The sequence below is a fragment of the Streptomyces durhamensis genome (assembly GCF_000725475.1).
Taxonomy (GTDB): domain Bacteria; phylum Actinomycetota; class Actinomycetes; order Streptomycetales; family Streptomycetaceae; genus Streptomyces; species Streptomyces filipinensis.
The window spans coordinates 31,865-50,609 of the sequence record NZ_JNXR01000040.1 but is presented as its reverse complement, the minus strand read 5'-3'; the positions used below and the strand labels follow the sequence as shown (position 1 = coordinate 50,609).

The 18,745-nt window shown below is 74.3% G+C and carries 12 protein-coding genes and 1 pseudogene; 9 read left to right on the top strand and 4 right to left on the bottom strand.

Translation table 11 applies throughout. From position 1 onward, the window contains the following. The first annotated feature begins 14 nt into the window (after positions 1 to 14). Complete coding sequence (locus IO33_RS0138315; protein WP_051927214.1) at positions 15 to 4,883, top strand: DNA repair ATPase; 4,869 nt, start codon at positions 15 to 17, stop codon at positions 4,881 to 4,883. Positions 4,884 to 5,005: 122 nt separating this feature from the next. Here IO33_RS0138315 and IO33_RS0138305 read toward each other — a convergent pair whose 3' ends face one another. Continuing rightward, positions 5,006 to 5,401, bottom strand: coding sequence for a hypothetical protein (locus IO33_RS0138305; protein ID WP_031173701.1), 396 nt, complete (start codon positions 5,399 to 5,401; stop codon positions 5,006 to 5,008). 129 nt (positions 5,402 to 5,530) lie between these two features. On the opposite strand from IO33_RS0138305, the gene IO33_RS0138300 reads away from it, so the two are divergent. From IO33_RS0138300 to IO33_RS0138290, 3 genes are read left to right on the top strand one after another with little or no spacing between them, the layout of a single operon-like run. Continuing rightward, a complete protein-coding gene (locus IO33_RS0138300) occupies positions 5,531 to 10,705 on the top strand; it encodes a caspase family protein (protein WP_051927213.1) in 5,175 nt (1,724 codons plus the stop codon). A 1-nt stretch (position 10,706) separates the two neighbouring features. Further along, on the top strand, positions 10,707 to 11,027 hold the full coding sequence (locus IO33_RS0138295; protein ID WP_031173699.1) for a hypothetical protein: 321 nt from the start codon (positions 10,707 to 10,709) through the stop codon (positions 11,025 to 11,027). 59 nt (positions 11,028 to 11,086) lie between these two features. Beyond that, positions 11,087 to 11,668, top strand: coding sequence for a hypothetical protein (locus tag IO33_RS0138290; protein WP_245235996.1), 582 nt, complete (start codon positions 11,087 to 11,089; stop codon positions 11,666 to 11,668). A 22-nt stretch (positions 11,669 to 11,690) separates the two neighbouring features. On the opposite strand, the gene IO33_RS0138285 is transcribed toward IO33_RS0138290, so the two are convergent. Both IO33_RS0138285 and IO33_RS50765 read right to left on the bottom strand, forming a co-directional pair. Beyond that, the gene (locus IO33_RS0138285; RefSeq protein WP_031173697.1) at positions 11,691 to 12,230 is read right to left on the bottom strand and encodes a hypothetical protein; all 540 of its coding nucleotides are present in this window, start codon (positions 12,228 to 12,230) and stop codon (positions 11,691 to 11,693) included. A gap of 82 nt (positions 12,231 to 12,312) precedes the next feature. Continuing rightward, entirely contained in the window at positions 12,313 to 13,305 is a 993-nt protein-coding gene (locus tag IO33_RS50765) for an SCO2400 family protein (protein ID WP_031173695.1), read from the bottom strand. Between the two features lie 189 nt (positions 13,306 to 13,494). On the opposite strand from IO33_RS50765, the gene IO33_RS0138275 reads away from it, so the two are divergent. After that, on the top strand, positions 13,495 to 14,268 hold the full coding sequence (locus IO33_RS0138275) for a VOC family protein (protein ID WP_031173694.1): 774 nt from the start codon (positions 13,495 to 13,497) through the stop codon (positions 14,266 to 14,268). Between the two features lie 183 nt (positions 14,269 to 14,451). Then, positions 14,452 to 14,577, top strand: a pseudogene (locus tag IO33_RS53045) (GntR family transcriptional regulator); the annotation flags it as partial. A gap of 136 nt (positions 14,578 to 14,713) precedes the next feature. Here IO33_RS53045 and IO33_RS0138265 read toward each other — a convergent pair. Next, positions 14,714 to 15,817, bottom strand: a complete 1,104-nt coding sequence (locus IO33_RS0138265; protein ID WP_031173691.1) for a hypothetical protein — start codon at positions 15,815 to 15,817, stop codon at positions 14,714 to 14,716. 185 nt (positions 15,818 to 16,002) lie between these two features. On the opposite strand from IO33_RS0138265, the gene IO33_RS0138260 reads away from it, so the two are divergent. The 3 genes from IO33_RS0138260 to IO33_RS0138250 all read left to right on the top strand — a co-directional run bounded on the left by IO33_RS0138260 (position 16,003) and on the right by IO33_RS0138250 (position 18,601). Beyond that, positions 16,003 to 16,272: a hypothetical protein gene (locus IO33_RS0138260; RefSeq protein ID WP_245235995.1), complete on the top strand. Its 270-nt coding sequence runs from the start codon at positions 16,003 to 16,005 to the stop codon at positions 16,270 to 16,272. 68 nt (positions 16,273 to 16,340) lie between these two features. Continuing rightward, entirely contained in the window at positions 16,341 to 17,285 is a 945-nt protein-coding gene (gene sigJ / locus IO33_RS0138255) for an RNA polymerase sigma factor SigJ (RefSeq protein ID WP_031173688.1), read from the top strand. 107 nt (positions 17,286 to 17,392) lie between these two features. Further along, a complete protein-coding gene (locus IO33_RS0138250) occupies positions 17,393 to 18,601 on the top strand; it encodes an NAD(P)/FAD-dependent oxidoreductase (RefSeq protein WP_031173686.1) in 1,209 nt (402 codons plus the stop codon). Positions 18,602 to 18,745 lie beyond the last annotated feature (144 nt).

Sequence of the window (18,745 nt, the reverse complement as noted above, 5' to 3'; positions counted from 1 at the left end):
GAAACGCACTCCCCATGGCCACCGCTCAGGCGCCGCAGGCCCCCGCCGACGTGGACGCCGGTACCTACGAGGTGCTCCGTGACCGTCTTGCCGCGCAGGCAGCCGAGCTCGCCCGCAGGGCCACCGCGCTCAACACCCGCCGGACCGAGGAGTTCGGCTCGGCGCGGCTGGACCTCGCGGCCACCGCCCGGCTCCGCACCGGGCACCCGTGCCTCCCGGGCGACATCGTGGCCGTGGGAGACACCCTCCTCTTCGGCGCAACCGTCGCAACCGTCGCAACCGGCGGCACCGACGTCGTCGCGGCCGACGTGTTCGGACTGTACGGCCGGGACGGCACGCGGCTGCCCGAGGACGCCGTACCGGGCCTGCTCGACGACCCGGCGTTCGTCCGCGAGTTCACCGCCCTGCACCGGTACTACCGGCAGGCCCGGCTGCTGCGGCTGCGCCGGGTCGACGGCCGGCTGCTGGCGGTGTTCCGCACCGGCGAGAAGGCCGAGGACGTCCGCGTCCTGCGCTGGTCCGTCACCGAGGACGGCCGGTCGGCGCGGTTCCTGGACGCGCGCGGCGACCGCGACGACGTCTTCCCGCCGGCCCAGGACCTGACCTGGACGCAGACCACCCGCGAGGACCACGTCCTGCGGCGCGAGGGGCAGCGCCCGTACGTCGCCGTGCCCGGCGGGATCGGGGTGTCGACCGTCGGCGGCACCCTCACCGTGCACGTCCCGGACGGCGCGGAACTGTACGAGGAACCCGTCCAGGAGCCGCTGCAGTCGCTGGCCGACGCGGCCGTCGGGCACGCGCGCGTCGGCCCGCTGGTGCTGCTGCGGGTGCGGCCGTACAAGGAGGACGCCGACCGGTACCTGGTGTTCGACACGCTCTGCGGGACCGTCGTCCGGCTGGACGGCATCGGGCAGGCGTGCCGGCGGCTGCCGGAGGAGCAGGGGGTCGTCTTCCCGGGCGGGTACTGCCTGGCCGGCGGCGCGCACAAGACGTACGAACTCGACGTGCGACGGCTGGAGTTCGAGCGGCAGGTGCGCGCGCCGAACGGCGAGGACGTGCTGTACGCCTTCCGGTCCCGCGCCGGGGAGCGGACCCTGCTGCTGTCGTACAACACCCTGCGCAAGGAGGTCGCGACCCCGCTGCCGTGCCGGGGCTGGGCCCTGTTCGAGGACGGCGCGCTCGCCGTGCTGCGCGCAGACGGGGACGAGCCCGGGCACACCCACCCGGTCCAGTGGTGGACCTCGCCGTACGTCTCCGACACCCACGCCGCCGCCCTGCGTACCGGCACCGGCGCGCTCGCCCGGGTCGGCAACGCGGACCTCGTACGCGGCCTCGCCGACTGTCTGTCCGTGGCCCGGCTGGTCACCGACGGCATCGAGACGAGCGAGGGCTACCGGGCGCTGGTGGCGGCCTGCGTGCGGGCCGCCGACGTCCACCACTGGCTCTCCGAGCCGGAACTCGGCGCGCTGGCCGAGCCGTTGGACGCGCTCCGGGGCACCGCCGACCAGGTGCTGGGCGAGTTCGAGACCGTGCGGGAGCTGACCCGGCAGGCCGCGGACGCACTCGACGAGGCCGCCGAGCGGATCGCCGGCGTGGTACGCCGGCTGCGCGGCGAGGCCCCGCGCGAGGCCGCCGCCTGGGTGCGCGGGCTGACCGAACTGCGGCAGGCGCACGGGCATGCGCTGACCCTGCGCGAGCTGCGGTACGTCGACGCCGCCCGGGTGGCGACGCTGGCCGCCGACGCCGAGTCCGACCTCGCGGCCTTCGGCCGGCGCGCGGTGGCGTACCTGGCCCGCGACGACGCCTTCGCGGGCCAGCAGGCGGAGGTCGAGCGGCTCGTCGCCGAGGCGGCCGGGATCGAGACGGTCGCCGCGGCCCGGCCCGTCGCCGCGCGGCTCGACGAACTCGCCACCGGGCTGCGCACGGTCACCGAGGTCGTCACCGGCCTCGACATCGCCGACGCCACCGTCCGTACGGCCGTCCTGGAGCGGATCGCCGAGGTGCTGGGCGGGGTCAACCGGGCCCGCGCCACCCTGGACGGCCGCCGCCGTACCCTGCAGGACCGTGAGGGGCGGGCCGAGTTCGCCGCCGAGACCGCGTTGCTCGCCCAGGCCGTCACCGCCGCGCTCACCGCGTCCGGCACGCCCGAGGAGTGCGACGACCAGCTCACCGTCGTCCTCACCCGGGTGGAGGACCTGGACGGCAGGTTCGCCGAGTTCGACGACTTCCTCGGTGAGCTCGCCGACCGGCGCACGGAGATCTACGAGGCGTTCGCCGCCCGCAAGCAGTCCCTGGCCGACGCCCGCGCCCGCCGCGCCGAACAGCTCGCCGTCTCCGCCGGCCGGATGCTGGAAACCGTCGGGCGGCGCGCGGCCACGCTCGCCGACACGGACGCGGTCACCACCTACTTCGCCTCCGACCCGCTGGTCGCCAAGGTCCGCCGCACCGCCGACGAGCTGCGCGCCCTCGGCGACAGCGTGCGCGCCGAGGAACTCGACGGCCGTCTGAAGTCGGCCCGCCAGGAGGCCGCCCGCGCCCTGCGCGACCGCGCCGACCTGTACGCCGAGGACGGCCGCACGCTGCTGCTGGGCGGCCACCGCTTCGCCGTCAACACCCAGCCGCTCGACCTCACCCTCGTCCCGCACGGCGACGGTGTCGCCTTCGCCGTGACCGGCACCGACTACCGCGCCCCGGTCACCGACCCCGACTTCGCCGCGTACCGCCCCTACTGGGGCCGCCCGCTGCCGTCGGAGTCCCCGCAGGTGTACCGCGCCGAGCACCTGGCCGCCCGGCTGCTCGCCGAGCACGGCCCCGCCGCGCTCGCCGCCGCCGACGACCTGCCGGACCTGGTGCGCCGGGCGGCGCAGGAGTCGTACGACGAGGGCTACGAGCGCGGGGTCCACGACCATGACGCGACGCTCGTGCTCCGTGCCCTGCTGCCCCTGTACGAAGGCGCCGGCACCCTGCGTCACGAGCCCGCCGCCCGCGCCGCCGCCCAGCTTTTCTGGGCGCACGGCACCACCGACGAGGCCCGTACCGCGTGGGCCCGGCGGGCGGTGTCGCTGGCCCGGGCCCGGGACGCCTTCGGCGCCGTACCGGCCATCGGGGAGCTGGAGCGGGAGCTGGCCGGGGCGATCGAGGACTGGGACGCGGGGGCGGCGGGCGGGCCGGCCGCCGCGTACCTCTTCGAGGAGCTGACCGGCGGCCCGGAGGGCTTCGTCCTCGGGTCCACGGCCCGCGCGCTGCTGGAGAAGTTCCGCCACACGGGCGGGAGTTACGGCGACGGCCTGGCGGGGCTGACCGGCCTCGCCGCGCGCCGGCAGGTGGTGCACGCCTGGCTCGGCGCGTACGCCGCCGCCACCGGCACCGAGGCCGGGCCGGGCGAACTGGCCGAGGCGGTCGCCGCCGAACTGTGCCCCGGTCTGCCCCGCTACGACGGCGACGCCCCCCTCACCGCGGAGGCGGAGGGCCTGCTGGGCACGCACCCACGCGTGCGCGACGGCCGGCTGCCGCTGCGCGTCGACGAGTTCCTCGCCTGCACGGCCCGCTTCACGGCCGAGGACGTACCCGCCTTCCGCGCTTACCAGCGCCGCCGCAGCGCCCTGGTGACGGCCGAACGCGACCGGCTGCGCCTGGACGACCACCGGCCCCGGGTGATGTCGGCGTTCGTCCGCAACCGCCTGGTCGACGAGGTGTACCTTCCCCTGATCGGCGACAGCCTGGCCCGCCAGCTGGGCACCACCGGCGAGACGAAGCGCACCGACACCGGCGGTCTGCTCCTGCTCATCTCCCCGCCCGGCTACGGCAAGACGACCCTCATGGAGTACGTCGCCGACCGGCTCGGACTGATGCTGGTCAAGGTCAGCGGCCCGGCGCTCGGCCACACCGTCACCTCGCTGGACCCGGCGGACGCCCCGGACGCCACCGCCCGCCGCGAGATAGAGAAGATCAACTTCGCGCTGGCGGCCGGGAACAACACCCTGCTGTACCTGGACGACATCCAGCACACGTCGCCCGAGCTGCTGCAGAAGTTCATCCCGCTGTGCGACGCCACCCGGCGCGTGGACGGCGTGTGGGACGGCACCCCGCGCACCTACGACCTGCGGGGCAAGCGCTTCGCGGTCTGCATGTCCGGCAACCCCTACACCGAGTCCGGCGAACGCTTCCGCATCCCCGACATGCTCGCCAACCGTGCCGACGTGTGGAACCTCGGCGACGTCCTCACCGGAAAGGAGGACGTCTTCGCGCTCAGCTTCGTCGAGAACGCCCTGACCGCCAACCCGGTGCTCGCCCCGCTCGCCGCCCGCGACCACGCCGACCTGGACGTGCTGGTCCGGCTGGCCGCGGCCGACCCCACGGCCCGCGCCGACCGGCTGACGCAGCCCCTGCCGGCGGCCGAACTGGACGGCGTACTGGCGGTGTTGCGCCATGCGCTGGCGGTCCGCGAGACGCTGCTGAAGGTCAACAAGACCTACATCGCCTCCGCCGCCCGTTCGGAGGCGACCCGTACGGAACCCCCCTTCCGCCTCCAGGGCTCCTACCGCGACATGAACACGATCACCCAGCGGCTGCGCCCGGTCATGAACGACGCCGAACGCGAGGCCGTCGTCGACGACCACTACACCGCCGAGGCCCAGACCCTCACCACGGGCGCCGAGGCCAACCTGCTGAAGCTGGCCGAACTGCGCGGCACGCTCGACGCCGCACAGGCCGCCCGCTGGGCCGAGGTGAAGAGCGCCCACGTACGCGCCCGCACCCTGGGCGGTCCCGAGGACGACCCGCTGACCCGCGCGGTCGCGGCCCTCGGCCTGCTCGCCGACCGGGTCGCGGCCGTGGAGAGCGCGATCGTCCGGGCGCGGACGGACACCGGGAAGGAGCGGTGATGCTCGGCTTCCTGGCGCCGCTGACGGCCGCGCTGGCGTTCGTCGTCCTGAGCACGGCGGTACTGGTCCGCCGCGACCGGCGCGCGGCGCGCCGCTACCGGAGGTGAGGGCCGGGACGGCGTTCAGAAGTCGATGTTCGAGTGCTGCAGCCCTTCGCCCAGCGCGTGGACCGCGACGACCCACATCAGCAGCGTGCCGAGGAACGCACCGGCCGCCGCCCACACCGCGGCCCGGCGCCGCAGTATCGCTCCGCCGACGCCGAGCAGCGCGGCACCGGCGACCGGCCCGGCGACGAGCAGCAGCCCCCAGTCGACCGCCGACATCACGGGCGCGCGCTGCCCCCGGCAGCCGGCCGGCCGGCCGAGACAGCCGAGCGTGTCCGCGCTGAAGCGGTACCACCCGTACAGCAGCGGGAGCAGCAGGAGCGCGGTCGCCACCAGCAGCGCGACGACCGGGCCGCGGTCGGCCGGGAGCGCGGCGGGCACCTCGGCGGGGGAGTCCTCGGAAGAAGGGTTCACACCCGCATCCTGGCGGGACGCCGGGCCGGGCCACATCCGTTGTCGTACTCACTCGTAACGGGCCGCCGTCTGCGATAATCGCGGTTCGCGGTTCGCGAACTCGGCTGGTTCGTGGGGGGATTGAGCACGATGAGGTCTGGGCGCCGGAGGGCTCTTCTGATAGCGGTGCCGGCGCATCCGGACCTGGAGAAGGTTCCCGAACTCCGGGATGCCTACCCCAGCCTGCCGTTCACCGTCACCGACGTCGCGAACCTGCGCGACGCCCTGCTGCGCTCCGGGTACGCGGCGGAGGACGTGACGGTGCTGGACGACGAGGAGACGATCACCCAGCGGAACATCCGCGGGCGGCTCGACGAGTTCCTCGCCTCCTGCGAGGACGGGGACGTCGGTCTCGTCTACTTCTCGGGCCACGGGGTGCGGTTCGGGGAGACCGACTACCTGGTCCCCGGTGACATCTGGGCGAGGCGGCGGCCCGGCGGGGAGCACGTGCTGGACACCCACGGCCTCATCGAGGTGGTGCCCGACGAACTGCTGCAGTCGCTGACCTCCGACGCCACGGTGATGCTCTGCCTCGACGCCTGCCGCGGCGACGGCGGTGAGGTTCCCGCGGGCCTGGAGAAGCTGACGTTCAGCCGCGCCCGGGACAACGTCGTGATCCTGAGCGCCTGCGCACCCGGTGAGACGGCCCTGGGGCACGACCAGGGCGGCAGCTTCATGGCCAGGGCCCTCACCCAGGCCGTGGCCCGGGAGGCTCCGGCCCGCACGGTGGGCGACGTCGTCCGGGCCGTCCAGGACCGGGTGCCGGACATCGCGCGGCGCTACTCGTATCTCAAGCCGCCGGCGGTCGACGTCCTCTGGCTGGGCAAGGACCAGTCCGGCGGAGCGCACGCGGCCGTCCCGCTGTGCGAGGCCATGCCGTTCGCCGGCCCCTGGACGCAGGCCGTCCTCTCCTCGACCCTGTGGGGGCTGACCGAGGCCTCCGAGGCCGAGCAGGCCAAGGCCAAGGAACAGCTGGCGGACGTCGTGACCAAAGTGCTGCGCGTGCGTGAGTTGCGGCGTGCCGGCACGGACCCGTGGGACGACGACCTCTTCCCGGAGCGGCTGATCAACCGGCTGGGCCATCTGGTCGTCGCGAGCGACGCACGGCTCGGCCCGGTGGAGACCGTGGTCCTGCTGGGCGCCCCGTTCCTCCGTGAGGCCGCGCTGGCCTGCGGCCTGGCGGCGCTGCGCAACGTCATCGGGGACGGCGGCCCGCAGGACACGGCCGACGTCCGGGACCTGCCCGCGGGCTGCTTCGAAGCCCAGCTCGACCGGGACATGGGCGATGTGCGACGCGCCCACCGGCAGGCCGAGTCCTGGCGCGAGACGCTCCTGCGCCGCGACCGGGCCGAGGACGCGCGCGGCGCCGAGTACTGGCTGCGGCACCGGTTCCTCGCCGACTGGGACCTGCTCTGGGAGAGCGGCGAGGACGCGCAGCTCGACAGCCTGCGCAGCGCGGTGGACCTCCTGGTGCGGGCGGCGGAGAGCGCCACCGGTGAGCGACTCGGCCAGGACGACAGGGCCACGCTGCGCCGTGCGGTCCTCCAGGTCGTCTCCCAGCTCGGTACGGGCACACCGGCCGAGGCGGCGGCACCCGACGGCAGCGAGTGGGTGACGGGGCTGTCCGAGGAGCTGTGCGGCGAGGAGCGGTGGACCTGGCGGCCGCGCGAGCTGGCCACGCTCCTGCACATCGCCGGGCTCCTCGCCATCGACCCGCGGATGCTCGACGGCGTCCTCATCGACCATCTCGGCCCCCGTGAGCCGACGCAGATCCGGCCGCAGGGGATCGTCGGCGAGATCAGGGCCAACAAGGGGTTCGGCATCAGCTGCGACGCCGAGTCCCCGGAGGCCGCGGCGTCCGGTACCCGGTGGCTGCTGGTCTTCAAGTGCGGCAGCGCGGCGCTGTACACCGCCCTGGACCGCCTCGCGGTCCGGATCGCCGCGGTGTCCCAGGCGGCCCGCCGTACCCATGGCACCCTGCGCCCGAGCGACCTTCTCTTCGGCCTGCCGCAGGTGGTGAAGACCGACGGCCTGCTGCCGAAGAACCGCGCCTTCGACAAGCCGCCGCCCCGCTTCCAGCTGGCCGAGGACGAGGTCAAGCCGCTCATCATGGGCACCCAGCTGTACGGCGACCGGATGCTGGCCGTGCGGGAGCTGTACCAGAACGCCCTCGACGCCTGCCGGGTCCGGCAGGCCCGGCGGCGCTACGCCGACTGTGACCGGTGGGCGGGCTCGGAGCCGGAACAGGCGCAACTGGCCGGCTCCAGCATCGAGTTCACACAGGGCTTCGACGAGGCCACCGGCCGGATGTACATCCAGTGCGAGGACAACGGCGTCGGTATGACGGCCGAGGAGCTGCGCGATCTCTTCGCCCAGGCCGGCCGCCGCTCGGAGCAGTCCTCGGCCCGGATGCGCGAGATGCGCCGGTGGCGCCGCAAGGGCATCACCACCGAGCTGAACAGCCGGTTCGGCATCGGGGTGTTCAGCTACTTCATGCTGGCCGAAGAGGTCGAGGTGATCACCCGGCCGGTGGGGATGTCGGGCGGGGCGACGGCTCGCGACGGCGGCTACCGGGCCAGTGTCACCGCCGGTTCGGGGCTGATGCACCTGAGCCGGGAGGAGAAGGAGCTGGAGGGGGGCGGCACCAGGGTCCGGCTGTACGTCCACGACGAGCCCGACGGGCAGAGCGGACGGCAGCCGTCCGTCATCCAGGCGCTGCGCGGGTTCCTGTGGTGCAGTCCGGTGAAGGTGACCGCCACCGAGTTCCAGGGCGAGCCCGTCGTCTGGCGGCAGGGCGAGCTGTACGGCGACTCCAGGCTGCCCACCCGCCACTTCCAGGCCGCCGAGGACATCTGGTGGGTGGACGGACCGGGCCTGCTGCTGGCCGACGGGCTGTTCGTCGAGGAGGCCGACCGCCCGTTCGGGTATGTGGTGAACCTGCGGGGCAGACACCGGCCGAAGCTGAGCGTGGACCGCAACCGGATCCTCGGGTACGACAAGGAGCGTCTGCAAGGCGACCTCGAGGACGCCGTGCCCGAGCTGGTCCGCTCGGCCTGGAGTCCCTTCCCGCTGGAATGGCTCTGGGAGCTCACGAACAGTCAGCCGCTGCTCGGGCAGATGGTCGTCGGCCAGCTGCTGGAGAGCGATGCGCCCCTGGCGCTTCCCGAAGGTTTCGACTGGAGGAGCCGGGCCCAGACCCAGGCCCACCGCACGCTGCGGGATGTCGGATGCTTCCCCCTCGACAAGGGGGTCCGCAGCGGGAGCGCGCGTCGGGCCAAGGGGCGGACGGACCTGTTCACGGCCTGGCGCGAGAGCGCCCTGGGAATCGGCCGGAGCAACCGTCCGTTGGAAGAAGGGGCGGTCCTCCCGGCCCCCCAGCCGTTCGACGCGCTTGTGTTCAGATCTCATCCGACCGGCTCCTGGGGCACCGTGCTGCGAGCCGCCGCGGACTCCGGGCGCTCACTGCGGGAGGCGGTGCGTCAGCTGCGCCGGTACGCCATCGTGGGCGTGCCCGTCCCGGAGGTGACGGACGTGCGGGCGCTGGACGAGATCGTGCCGGACCGTTCGATGGCCGACCTCTACGGGGCGTACCGGGACGCGGAGCGGAGAGGTCTGGAAGGCCAACCCGGTGTCCGGACAGCGTTGGTGCGGGTGTCGGAGATGCGCCAGGTTAGTCTGGGCGCACTGGTCGAACCGTGCGTGCAGTTGTCCCGGCTCGAACCGTCGGTCCAGGCGCCCATGGACCTTCAGGGACTCGGATCCCATGTCGTGGGTACCCGGGAACGGCACGTTCTCGTGGACGACGAGGCAGGCCTGTCGAATACGAGTACGAGCCCTCCCCTGGCGTTCGACGGCCAGCCTTCGTCCGCCCAACTCGTGCGGCCGTTCGACATCGCCTGGCGGGCCTGGCAGCTCGGCATTCCCCCAGCGGAGATCGAGGCCGTGGTGCGCCGGTTCGAACCCCTCGGCTTCCGGCTCACCGGTCCGGACCTCGTGCACCCTCTGGACCGTGCCCAGCTCGCCGCGGTCAGCAGAGATCTGGACGGGGACAGGTTCCCTCTCGCCCCGGGCCCGATCGGTCTGTGGCACCTGGTGCGGCTTGCCGCGAGCCGTGCGGAGACGGTGGGGGACTCCGCGAGGTGGCTCGGCGGCTGGGCCGGGGAACTGGGTTTCCAGGTGCCGGATCCAGGATCCCTGGCGGATTTCCGCCCACCCGCGTGGTGCGAGGCACTCCCCCCCGAGCAGAGCGCCGACAACGAGGGCGGTGTGTCCCGGGCGCGTCCGCTGACCACCTGGGCGGTGCTGCGCGCACTCGGTGACCTGGACGAACCGTCCTCGCTGGTGGAGAACGTCGCCGCGATCGAGACCCTGGTGGATGCGGGACTGGTCGAGCGTCGTGCGGTCGACGCGGCGCGTGCCTGGCTGTCCACGGGCCGGCCCGGCCGGCCCCGGGAGGTCTCGGAGAACACGTGGGTGATGCCCGTGACCGACTCCGGGGCCGTGCCGACAGTGCTGTCCCCGTCGGTCACGCAGAGAGGCCGGGTCGATCCGGTCTATCTGATGGGGCTCGCGGCGTCGCACAGCGCGCGTCTCGGTGACCTAGCCGGACGACTGCGCCGCCGCCTGGCCGTGTACGGCCTGGAGGTGTGCGACGTACCGGAGGAGGCCGCCCGCCAGCGGCCGAGCCCCTCGGTCTTCACCGTACTGTCCCACCGGGGGGAGTGGCGCAAGCACATCTGGCTGGCTGATCTGATCCTCCTGGCGGACACGGAGATGGTCGACCTCCCGACCGCCGCCGCCACGGTGAACGCCTACCGGTCCCTGGGCGCCCCCACCGTCCCGGTGCCGGACGGTTTCGCGCCCCCGGACCGGCCGCAGAAGCGCGACGTGGCCGCCGAGTACGCCCTCATGCAGCCGGACCTGGAGGAGTCGTGGACCCTGACCCCCCTCGCCCTGGTCATCGCGGCCGGCCGGCTCGGCCTCGCGCTGCCGCAGGCGTACCGCAGGCTCCGGCAGTTCGAGGCGGTCGGGCTCGACATCCCCTTCCCCGAGCCCGTCATCACCCGCATCCCCGACTGGCGGGACGTCGTCATCCTCACCGCCCGGCTCACCGGCCGGGAACCGGCACTGTCCGGTGACCTCACCGAGGACCAGGTGCTCCTGGCGTCCGAGGAGACGGACCTGACCGCCGACGACGTCCGCGAGCGGCTCGGGGACTACGCGCCCCTGTTCGGCTTCCGCCTGCCCCCGTACGAAGGGAAGTGATGTGCCGCACCTGTCCAAGGACTACGAGGTCAAGAATCTGCCGGACCAGGAGAACGGGTTCTCCTGGAACCTGACCGGTGAGTCGCTCAGCGTCTTCGGCGCCTGCCCGGAGTGCGCCGGGGAGATGGAGCAGCCGGTCCCGCACGTGATCCCGGGCGCCGTGGCGAAGGGTCGGCCCCGCGGCGGCGCCTCGGCCGACGAGGTCCCCGGGCGGGTCTACATGCAGTGCGCCTGCGCGTACCCCCATCGGGGAGACGCCGACGAGACCGGGGGCTGCGGCGCGGCCTGGACGGCGGTCCGATCCGCGGGCGGGACTTCGTGACCACACCCAGGAGATACGCCCCCCGGCAACTGCGGCGCGCCCATCAGCGGCTCCAGGCGATGACGGAGACCCAACTGGAGATCGCGCGCGGACAGGCCGAGGGCTGGCGGAACTTCCTCACCGCCGCCACCGGCCTGCTGGCCGCGGTGCTGGTCCTCAAGGGCCGCGAGAACGTGGCCGAACTCCCCTCCGGATACCGGCTGACGGTGCTGCTGCTGGTGGCGGCCGGGCTGCTGTCGCTGCTCCTGGCCACCTTTCTCGCGGTGCGGGCCGTCCACGGCAAACCCGGCTTCGAGCTGAAGTACGTGGATGCCGAGAAGCTGCTCGACTGGGAGCGGGAGGAGAGGAACCGCATCGCGCGGCTGATCCGCCGGGCGTGCTGGGCGACCCTGCTCGGCGTCCTGGCGACGGCGGCCGGGATCATGGTCACCTGGGTGGCCCCGGGGCCGGACGACCCGGCGGCGACGGTCGTGGTCCACACACGTGGGGCATCGGTGTGCGGCGAGCTCCTCGCCACCGACGGATCCGGCGTCACGGTCAGGGTGAAGACCGGGAAGGACCCGGACGCCGCCACGACGATCCGGCATCTCGACTGGCGGAACGGCGCGGTGAGCGTGGCTCCGGTCGACCGGTGCTCCTGAGGGCGCCCGCGGGGCCGGGCCGTCAGCAGCCGGTGTCCGGGACCAGGGGGACGACCTGCACGCGGCTGTGGTCGTCGGCGCCCAGGACGCGGTCGTAGTCCACGCGGGCCACGCGGACCCACAGGTCGTCCTGTGTGCGGTCGCCGTTCACGTCGTCCAGGCGGACGCACCAGCGTTCCGGGCGCAGTTCCCTGCGGTACGTCTCGGTGCCGCTCGGCACCTTGCGGCAGTCGCGGGAGTGCTCGGTGGTGTACCAGGTGCGGGTCCGGCGGTGGCTGCCGGAGCCGGAGGTCGAGGTGTGGCTGACCCGGCGGGTGCTGGTCGTGCAGTGCCTGACCAGGTGCGGGCGGGTGGCCCGGGTGGTCTTCCGGGTGATGTGGCGGACCGTGTCCTTGAGACCGTGGACGGGGTTCGGGCTCGGGGCGGGGGCGGTGGTGACGGCGCTCGCGGGCGCCGCGCCCGGGGCGGTCGAGTCGCCTCCCTTGCCGCCGCACGCGGTGAGTGCGGCCAGCAGGGCCGCCGCCACCGCGGTCATGGTCAGTCTCAGGCTTCTGTCGGACATGGTTCTCCCCCGTTGATCGGACGCGCAGCGTAGCCGATCGGCCCACGGGCTTCCCCGTCCGGCCGTTCCGGCACCCGGTGGGTCAGCCGAGGCAGACCAGCACCAGGCAGAGCTGGTGGGACGTGGTCGACGCCGGGTCCGGGGCCGACGCGGAGGTGCCGCCGCCGGAGGTGCCGGAGCTGCTTGAGCTGCCCGACGTGTGGGCGGGCGCCGGCTGTGCCGCCGTACCGGACGTGCCCGAAGTCCCGGAGGAGCCGGAGGTACCGGAGGCGCCGGAGGCGCCGGTGGTCGTGCCGGACGAGGACGGCGCGGCGCTCTGGGCCTGCGGGGCGGCCGGGGCGGCCGGATGGGCGGCCACGGCAGCGGTGTGCGTGCCGGGGGCCTGCCGCGGCGTCTGCGGCGTGGCCGCGAGGATCTGCTGCCGCGGGACGTTCACGGCAGCCGTCCGTGCCGTCGGGGTGGCGGGCGTGTGCCGGTGGTGCGGGGTGGCGGGCGGGGTAGGCGTGGACGCCGGCCGGTCGGGTGCGGCCGGCGGCTCGCCGGTCAGGCCCATGGTGCGGTTGTCCGGTGCGGTGGCCGCCTGGGCCCGGTCACCGGAGCCGCGGTCCAGCGAGGCGAGGGTCAGGCCGCCGCCTACCAGGGCCACGGCGGTCGCCACCACGGCCCGGCGCTGGCTCTTCTTCCAGCGGGCGCGCTGACGGCGCCGGGCGGCGCGTCCCCGCGCGGCGGGCGGCGCGTCCGTGACGTCGGCGGCCGGGGTGAACGGGATCTCCGCGGCCGGGGTCGACGCGGTGCCGGGGTGCGGCGCGTCCGTGGCCTCGGCGGCCGGTGCCTCGGCGGGCGGCAGCGCGGCGGCCGCCTGGGCGCCGAACCAGCCCTGGCCGGCGAGCGGTGCCGAGGGTTCCGGCCGGCCGGCGTTCGCGACGGGCCCCTCGGTGCCGAACCTGTGAACGCCGAGGCCGTCCGCGCTGTAGCCGTCCGTGCCGGGCGGGGCGATGTCGGGGGCGTAGGCGCCGCACCCGGGACAGACCAGGGCGCCGTTGAGGTGTCGGCGGCACGAGGAGCAGTAGTCCATCGGTGTCTTCCTGGGTCCAGGGGGGCGGGCGAGCAGTCACGCTAACGAGCCTTTCGAAAGGCTGTGTGTAGCCCGTGTGGCACTCCTGCACAGATTCGTGAGGGTCTTTTCCCGTGTCCCGGCGAGGTCCGGCCGGGGCCGTCGGCATAGTGGCGGGCGGCTGCGTACCGGACCGGCAGGAGGAGACGCATGCTCGGCACACAGTTCCGCACCGGATCGCCCATCTGGATCGACCTGGGCAGCCCCGACACGGCCACGGCCGCGGCCTTCTACGGCGCCGTCTTCGGCTGGGATTTCGCCTCCGCCGGCCCGGACACGGGCGGCTACGGCTTCTTCCGGAAGGGCGGCGCCACGGTGGCCGCCCTCGGCCCGCTGACCGAGCCGGGAGCGAGGTCCGCCTGGACGACGTACTTCCGGGCCGACGACGCCCGGGCCACCGCGCGGGCCGTGGCCGCCGCCGGCGGTACGGTGCGCGTCGCGCCCGTGAGCCTGGGCGAGAGCACCTTCGCCCAGCTCACCGACCCGCAGGGCACGCAGTTCGCCGTGCTCCAGTCCGCGCAGGGCCTGCAGCGGGCGTCGGAGGACGACACCCTGGTGTGGGTGGAGCTGCACGTCGGCGACCCGCAGGCGGCCATCGCCTTCTACCGCGGGCTGTTCGGCTGGCGCGCCCAGGAGATGCAGGCGCCCGGCATGACGTACCAGGTGCTCAGCATCGGCGAGGGCGACCAGCAGGAGGGTTCCTTCGGCGGTGTGGCCCCGCTGCAGGACGGCGGGCAGGACGCGCGCTGGGTGCCTTACTTCGCCGTGGCCGACACGGACACGATCGTCGCCGCGGTGGGCGACAACGGCGGCACGGTGCTGATGCCGGCCGCGAACGTCCCCGGCGTCGGCCGTATCGCCTGGCTGGCCGATCCCGCCCAGGCGGTGTTCGCCGTGCTCAGGCCGGACCCGCGCCAGATGTGAACGTCCCGCGTCGAGGCCCTGGCCGGGGGCCGGCGAGGCGTGGTCCTCGGCCTTAGGTCGAAGTGCACCCGGCCGTCCTGCACCGAGGTGACGGTGACCGTCACGCCCAGCGTGCTGCCGTCGTCCGCCGGTCAAGTAGCTTGCGAACTCGCCCGGATCACCTCACCCACCGGAGAGTCGCCCATGCCCCACCAGGCGCCGTACCTCGCCGTGGCCGACGCGCTGCGCGTACGGGTGCTCGCGGGAGAGTGGGAGATCGGCAGGCGCCTGCCGTCCCGGGCGCGGCTCGCCGAGGAGTACGGCGTCGGAGTCCTGGGCCGCGTCCTGGGCTCGGCGTTCGGCGCGGCGGCCACCCTGTGGATCGGCGCGGCCGGCATGACGCTGAGCTTCCTGCCGGCCTTCCTCTCACCGCTGCGGGCGCTGCGCACCACGCGTCCGTCGCCGGCTACGACCGGGTAGCCGTCCCGCAGGCCGTGCCGTCGTCGCCCCGCGTGCCGGCTCGGACCGCTGTGCTGCGGTCGTACGGGTCGATGGTCGGGCCGTCGTCCGGGCTCGCGGACGCGTGTCCGGCGCCGAACCCGGGGCTGAGATAGCCGGTGTAGGTGCCGCAGCCGCCGTTGGTGGTGTCCGTCTTGTAGGAGAGCAGCGAGAACGTCCCCGGCTCGGTGATCACCTTCGCCGGGTCGTCCCAGCTCATGACGATCTCCCGGCGCACGATGGTGCGTTCGACGTCGTCGCTTCCCGCCGCCGCGCGCACGACCGGGTAGACGAAGGTGACATCGGCCGTCACCTCGACCGCGCCGCGCTTGCCCTCCCGGTAGGTGATCCGGCCCCGGGTCTTGACGACGTCCCCGACGAGCCGGACCTTCGCCTTGTCGAACCGGCTGAACAGCAGCAGCGGGTCGTTCGTGCGGCTGGGCGCGCGGAACGCGGCCGCCAGGTAGTCCCGGACGTCCCGCTGGTGGGGGTTGACCAGCGCGATCGCCTTCGCCGGCCGCTTCCCGCCCAGCACCGCGGCATCCAGGCCGGCCTCGGCGAGGAAGTTGCGGCTGCGGCCGAGGGCCTGCGCGACCTGTGCCTTGCTCATCCAGCCGGTCGCCCGTGCCGCGGGCATGCCGATCCCCGCCGTCCCGTCACCCCAGTGCGCCGCGGGGGATCCCCGGAACGGCTGGGCCACGGTGGGCCGCTGGTCCGCCCCTTCGGCCGGCGGCGCCTGGTCCGGACGCCTGGACTCCACGGCGAGCGGCGTGCCCCTCCCGTCCCCGCCGCCGCCCCCGAACCATCCGGTCACCCGCCCCGGGGCCAGCGCCACGGCCAGCAGGCCAGCCGCGACCAGCAGACCGACCACGTACCGGCCCTTGCCGCCCCGCCGCCGGGCAGGTTCGTGACCGCGCCAGGCGTCCGGCCTGCCGGGTTCCTCCCGCAGCCGCCGGGCCACCATCCGGGCCCGGGCCGACGGCTCCTTGGGCGCGTCCCGGGTTCCGTCCTCGGCCTCCCGCAGGAAGCGCTCCCACTCCTCGTCCGATATGGACTGCCCGCCCTCACCCACGACGAACTCCGCCCCTCACCCGGCCCGTTCGGCCCCTCCCCAGGGCCGCTCACAGGCCCGCATCATCACACAGCCCGGCCCGTCGCCCGCCGTCGTCCGGGGGCGCCCGGAACAATCCGGGCGTACAGCGCGCTGTTCCCGGTGTCCGAGTGGACGGAGCCGGCCGGCGAAGGAGCGTGAGACCGATGGCGATGGCGGGTACGACGCGTACCGCGGGAGACGACCGTCTGGACCCCCCTGTCGTGACCAGGTGCGGCCGCAGGATAGCCGTGCGGTGCCTGTGGCTCGGGCGTCCCGACCGTCCCGTCGGCCGGATCACGCTCGACGTGGGCGAGGACCAGGGCGGCGAGCCGGGAGTCTGGGCGGCACTCACCCCCGAGGAGGCCCGCGGCCTGGCCCGCCTCCTGCTGCACCAGGCCGGAGCGGCCGAACAGGCCGCCACCGGCCGCCCGTAGCCCGGCCCGGGCGCGGAGGGGGGCCGTAGCCCGGCCGAGGCCTCGCCGTGCGGGTTAGGATCCGGGCCATGGTCCTGACCGCGCACGACGTCGACCGGTTCGAGGCGTCCAGGCCCCGGCTGGAGGCCATCGCCTACCGCCTCCTCGGCTCGGCGAGCGAGGCGGAGGACGCCGTGCAGGACACGTTCCTGCGCTGGCAGACCGCGGACGTCGAGCGCATCGAGGTGCCCGAGGCCTGGCTGACGAAGGTCCTCACCAACCTGTGCCTCAACCAGCTCACCTCGGCCCGCGCCCGGCGCGAGACCTACGTGGGCCACTGGCTCCCCGAGCCGCTGCTCGCCGGGGACCCGATGCTCGGGCCGGCCGACACGGCCGAACAGCGCGAATCGCTGTCGTACGCGGTCATGGCCGTGCTGGAGCGGCTGTCCCCGGGCGAGCGGGCCGTGTACGTCCTGCGGGAGGCGTTCGGCTACCCGCACCGGGAGATCGCCGAGATCCTCGGCCTCACCGAGGCCACCAGCCAGCAGACCTTCCACCGCGCCAAGAAGCGCGTCGCGGACGGCAGGGCCCGCGCCGAGATCAGCGAGGCCGCCGCCCGGCGGGTCATCGACGAGTTCCTCGCGGCCGCCACCAGCGGCCGGACCGAGCCGCTCGTACGGCTGCTCACCCAGGACGCCATCGCGATCGGCGACGGCGGCGGGAAGGTCCCGGCCCGCGCCAGGGCGTTCGAGGGCGCCCTCGCGGTCGCCACGTTCATGCGGGGGCTGTTCAAGCCGAACAAGGCCAAGCGCGCCCTTATCGGCGGCTCGCCCGCGCTGCACGCCACGACCGCCAACGGCGGCCCCGCCCTGGTGGCGGTCCTCGACGGCCGGATCGTCGGCGTCATGTGCCTGGAGATCACCCCCGAGGGCATCGCCGCGTTCCGTAACCAGGTCAACCCCGACAAGCTCGTGCGCGCGACCCGGCGGTGGGCGGCCACCGACCACGGAGAACCCCTGCTCGACGCCTTCTGAACATGATGTGAGCTGCTTCACATCGCCTTCCTGTCAGGAAACGGCGGGCCGCCCGGTTCAAGGGGCGAATCCGCTGAAGCGAATCCGCAGGAGACAGGAGCAGGGACATGCAGCAGCACCGCATCGTCGTCCTCGGGGCCGGGTACACCGGAGCCATCGCCGCCGGGCGCCTGGCCCGGCGGCTGCACCGCGAGGACGTCACCGTCACGCTCGTCAACGCCGAGCCCGACTTCGTCGAGCGCGTCCGCATGCACCAGCTCGCGGCCGGCCAGGACCTCAGGCCCCGGCCCTTCAGCGAGATGTTCGCGGGCACCGGCGTGGAACTGAGGCTGGCGAAGGTCACCGGTGTCGACGTCGACCGCAGGAGCGTCACCGTCCACCGTACCGACGGCGCCGGACGGGCGGAGGAACTGCCGTACGACACCCTGGTGTACGCCCTCGGCAGCGGCTGGGACGACCAGGGCGTCCCCGGCACCGCCGAGCACGCCGAGCAGCTCGCGAGCCGCCCCGGAGCGCTCCGGCTGCGCGAGCGCCTGGCCGGCCTGGCCGCCGGAGCGCCCGTGGTCGTGGTCGGCGGCGGCCTCACCGGCGTGGAGGCGGCGACCGAGATCGCCGAGTCCCGTCCGGACCTCGACGTCGCCCTCGTCGCCCGCGCCGGCCTCGGCGAGTGGCTCTCCCCGAAGGGCCGCGGGCACCTGCGGAAGGTCTTCGGCAGGCTCGGCATCACCGCGCACGAACACGCCGTCGTCACCGCCGTCGGCTCCGACCGTGTCAGCACCGCCGGGGGCGGCACGATCCCCGCCGCGGTCACCGTGTGGACGACCGGATTCGCGGTCCACCCGATCGCGCGGGCCACGACCCTGGAGGTCACCGGCTCGGGCCAGATCGTGGTCGACCGGACCATGCGCTCGGTCTCGCACCCGGACGTGTACGCCGTCGGCGACGCGGCCATGGTGACGGGCCCCGGCGACAAGCCGCTGCGGATGTCGTGCGCCTCGGGCGTCCCCACCGCCTGGCAGGCGGCCGACGCCATCGCGGCGCGCCTGACCGGCGGCAAGCTCCCGGAGGTGCCGATCCGCTACTTCAACCAGTGCATCTCGCTGGGGCGCAGGGAAGGCCTGATCCAGTACGTCACCGCCGACGACCGCGCCGTCCGGGCCGCCCTGACGGGACGGCTCGCCGCCTTCTACAAGGAACTGGTCTGCAAGGGCGCGGCCTGGGGCGTCGCGAACCCGACGATGGGACTGCCGGCCCGGCGCCGGCGCGTGGCCCACCGGCCGGCCCAGACCCCCTCCCCGGCCGAGGCCACGGCCTGACCGGCCACGGCCGGCGGAACGGGCGCCCTCGCGGGGGCCCTTCGCCGGCAGCCGGCTCGGCGTGGCGATGCCCCGAACGCACCGAGCCGCCGCGGCGCCCCCCGAGCCGGTCGCCCGACCGGGACGTCCGCCGCGGGTGGTCCG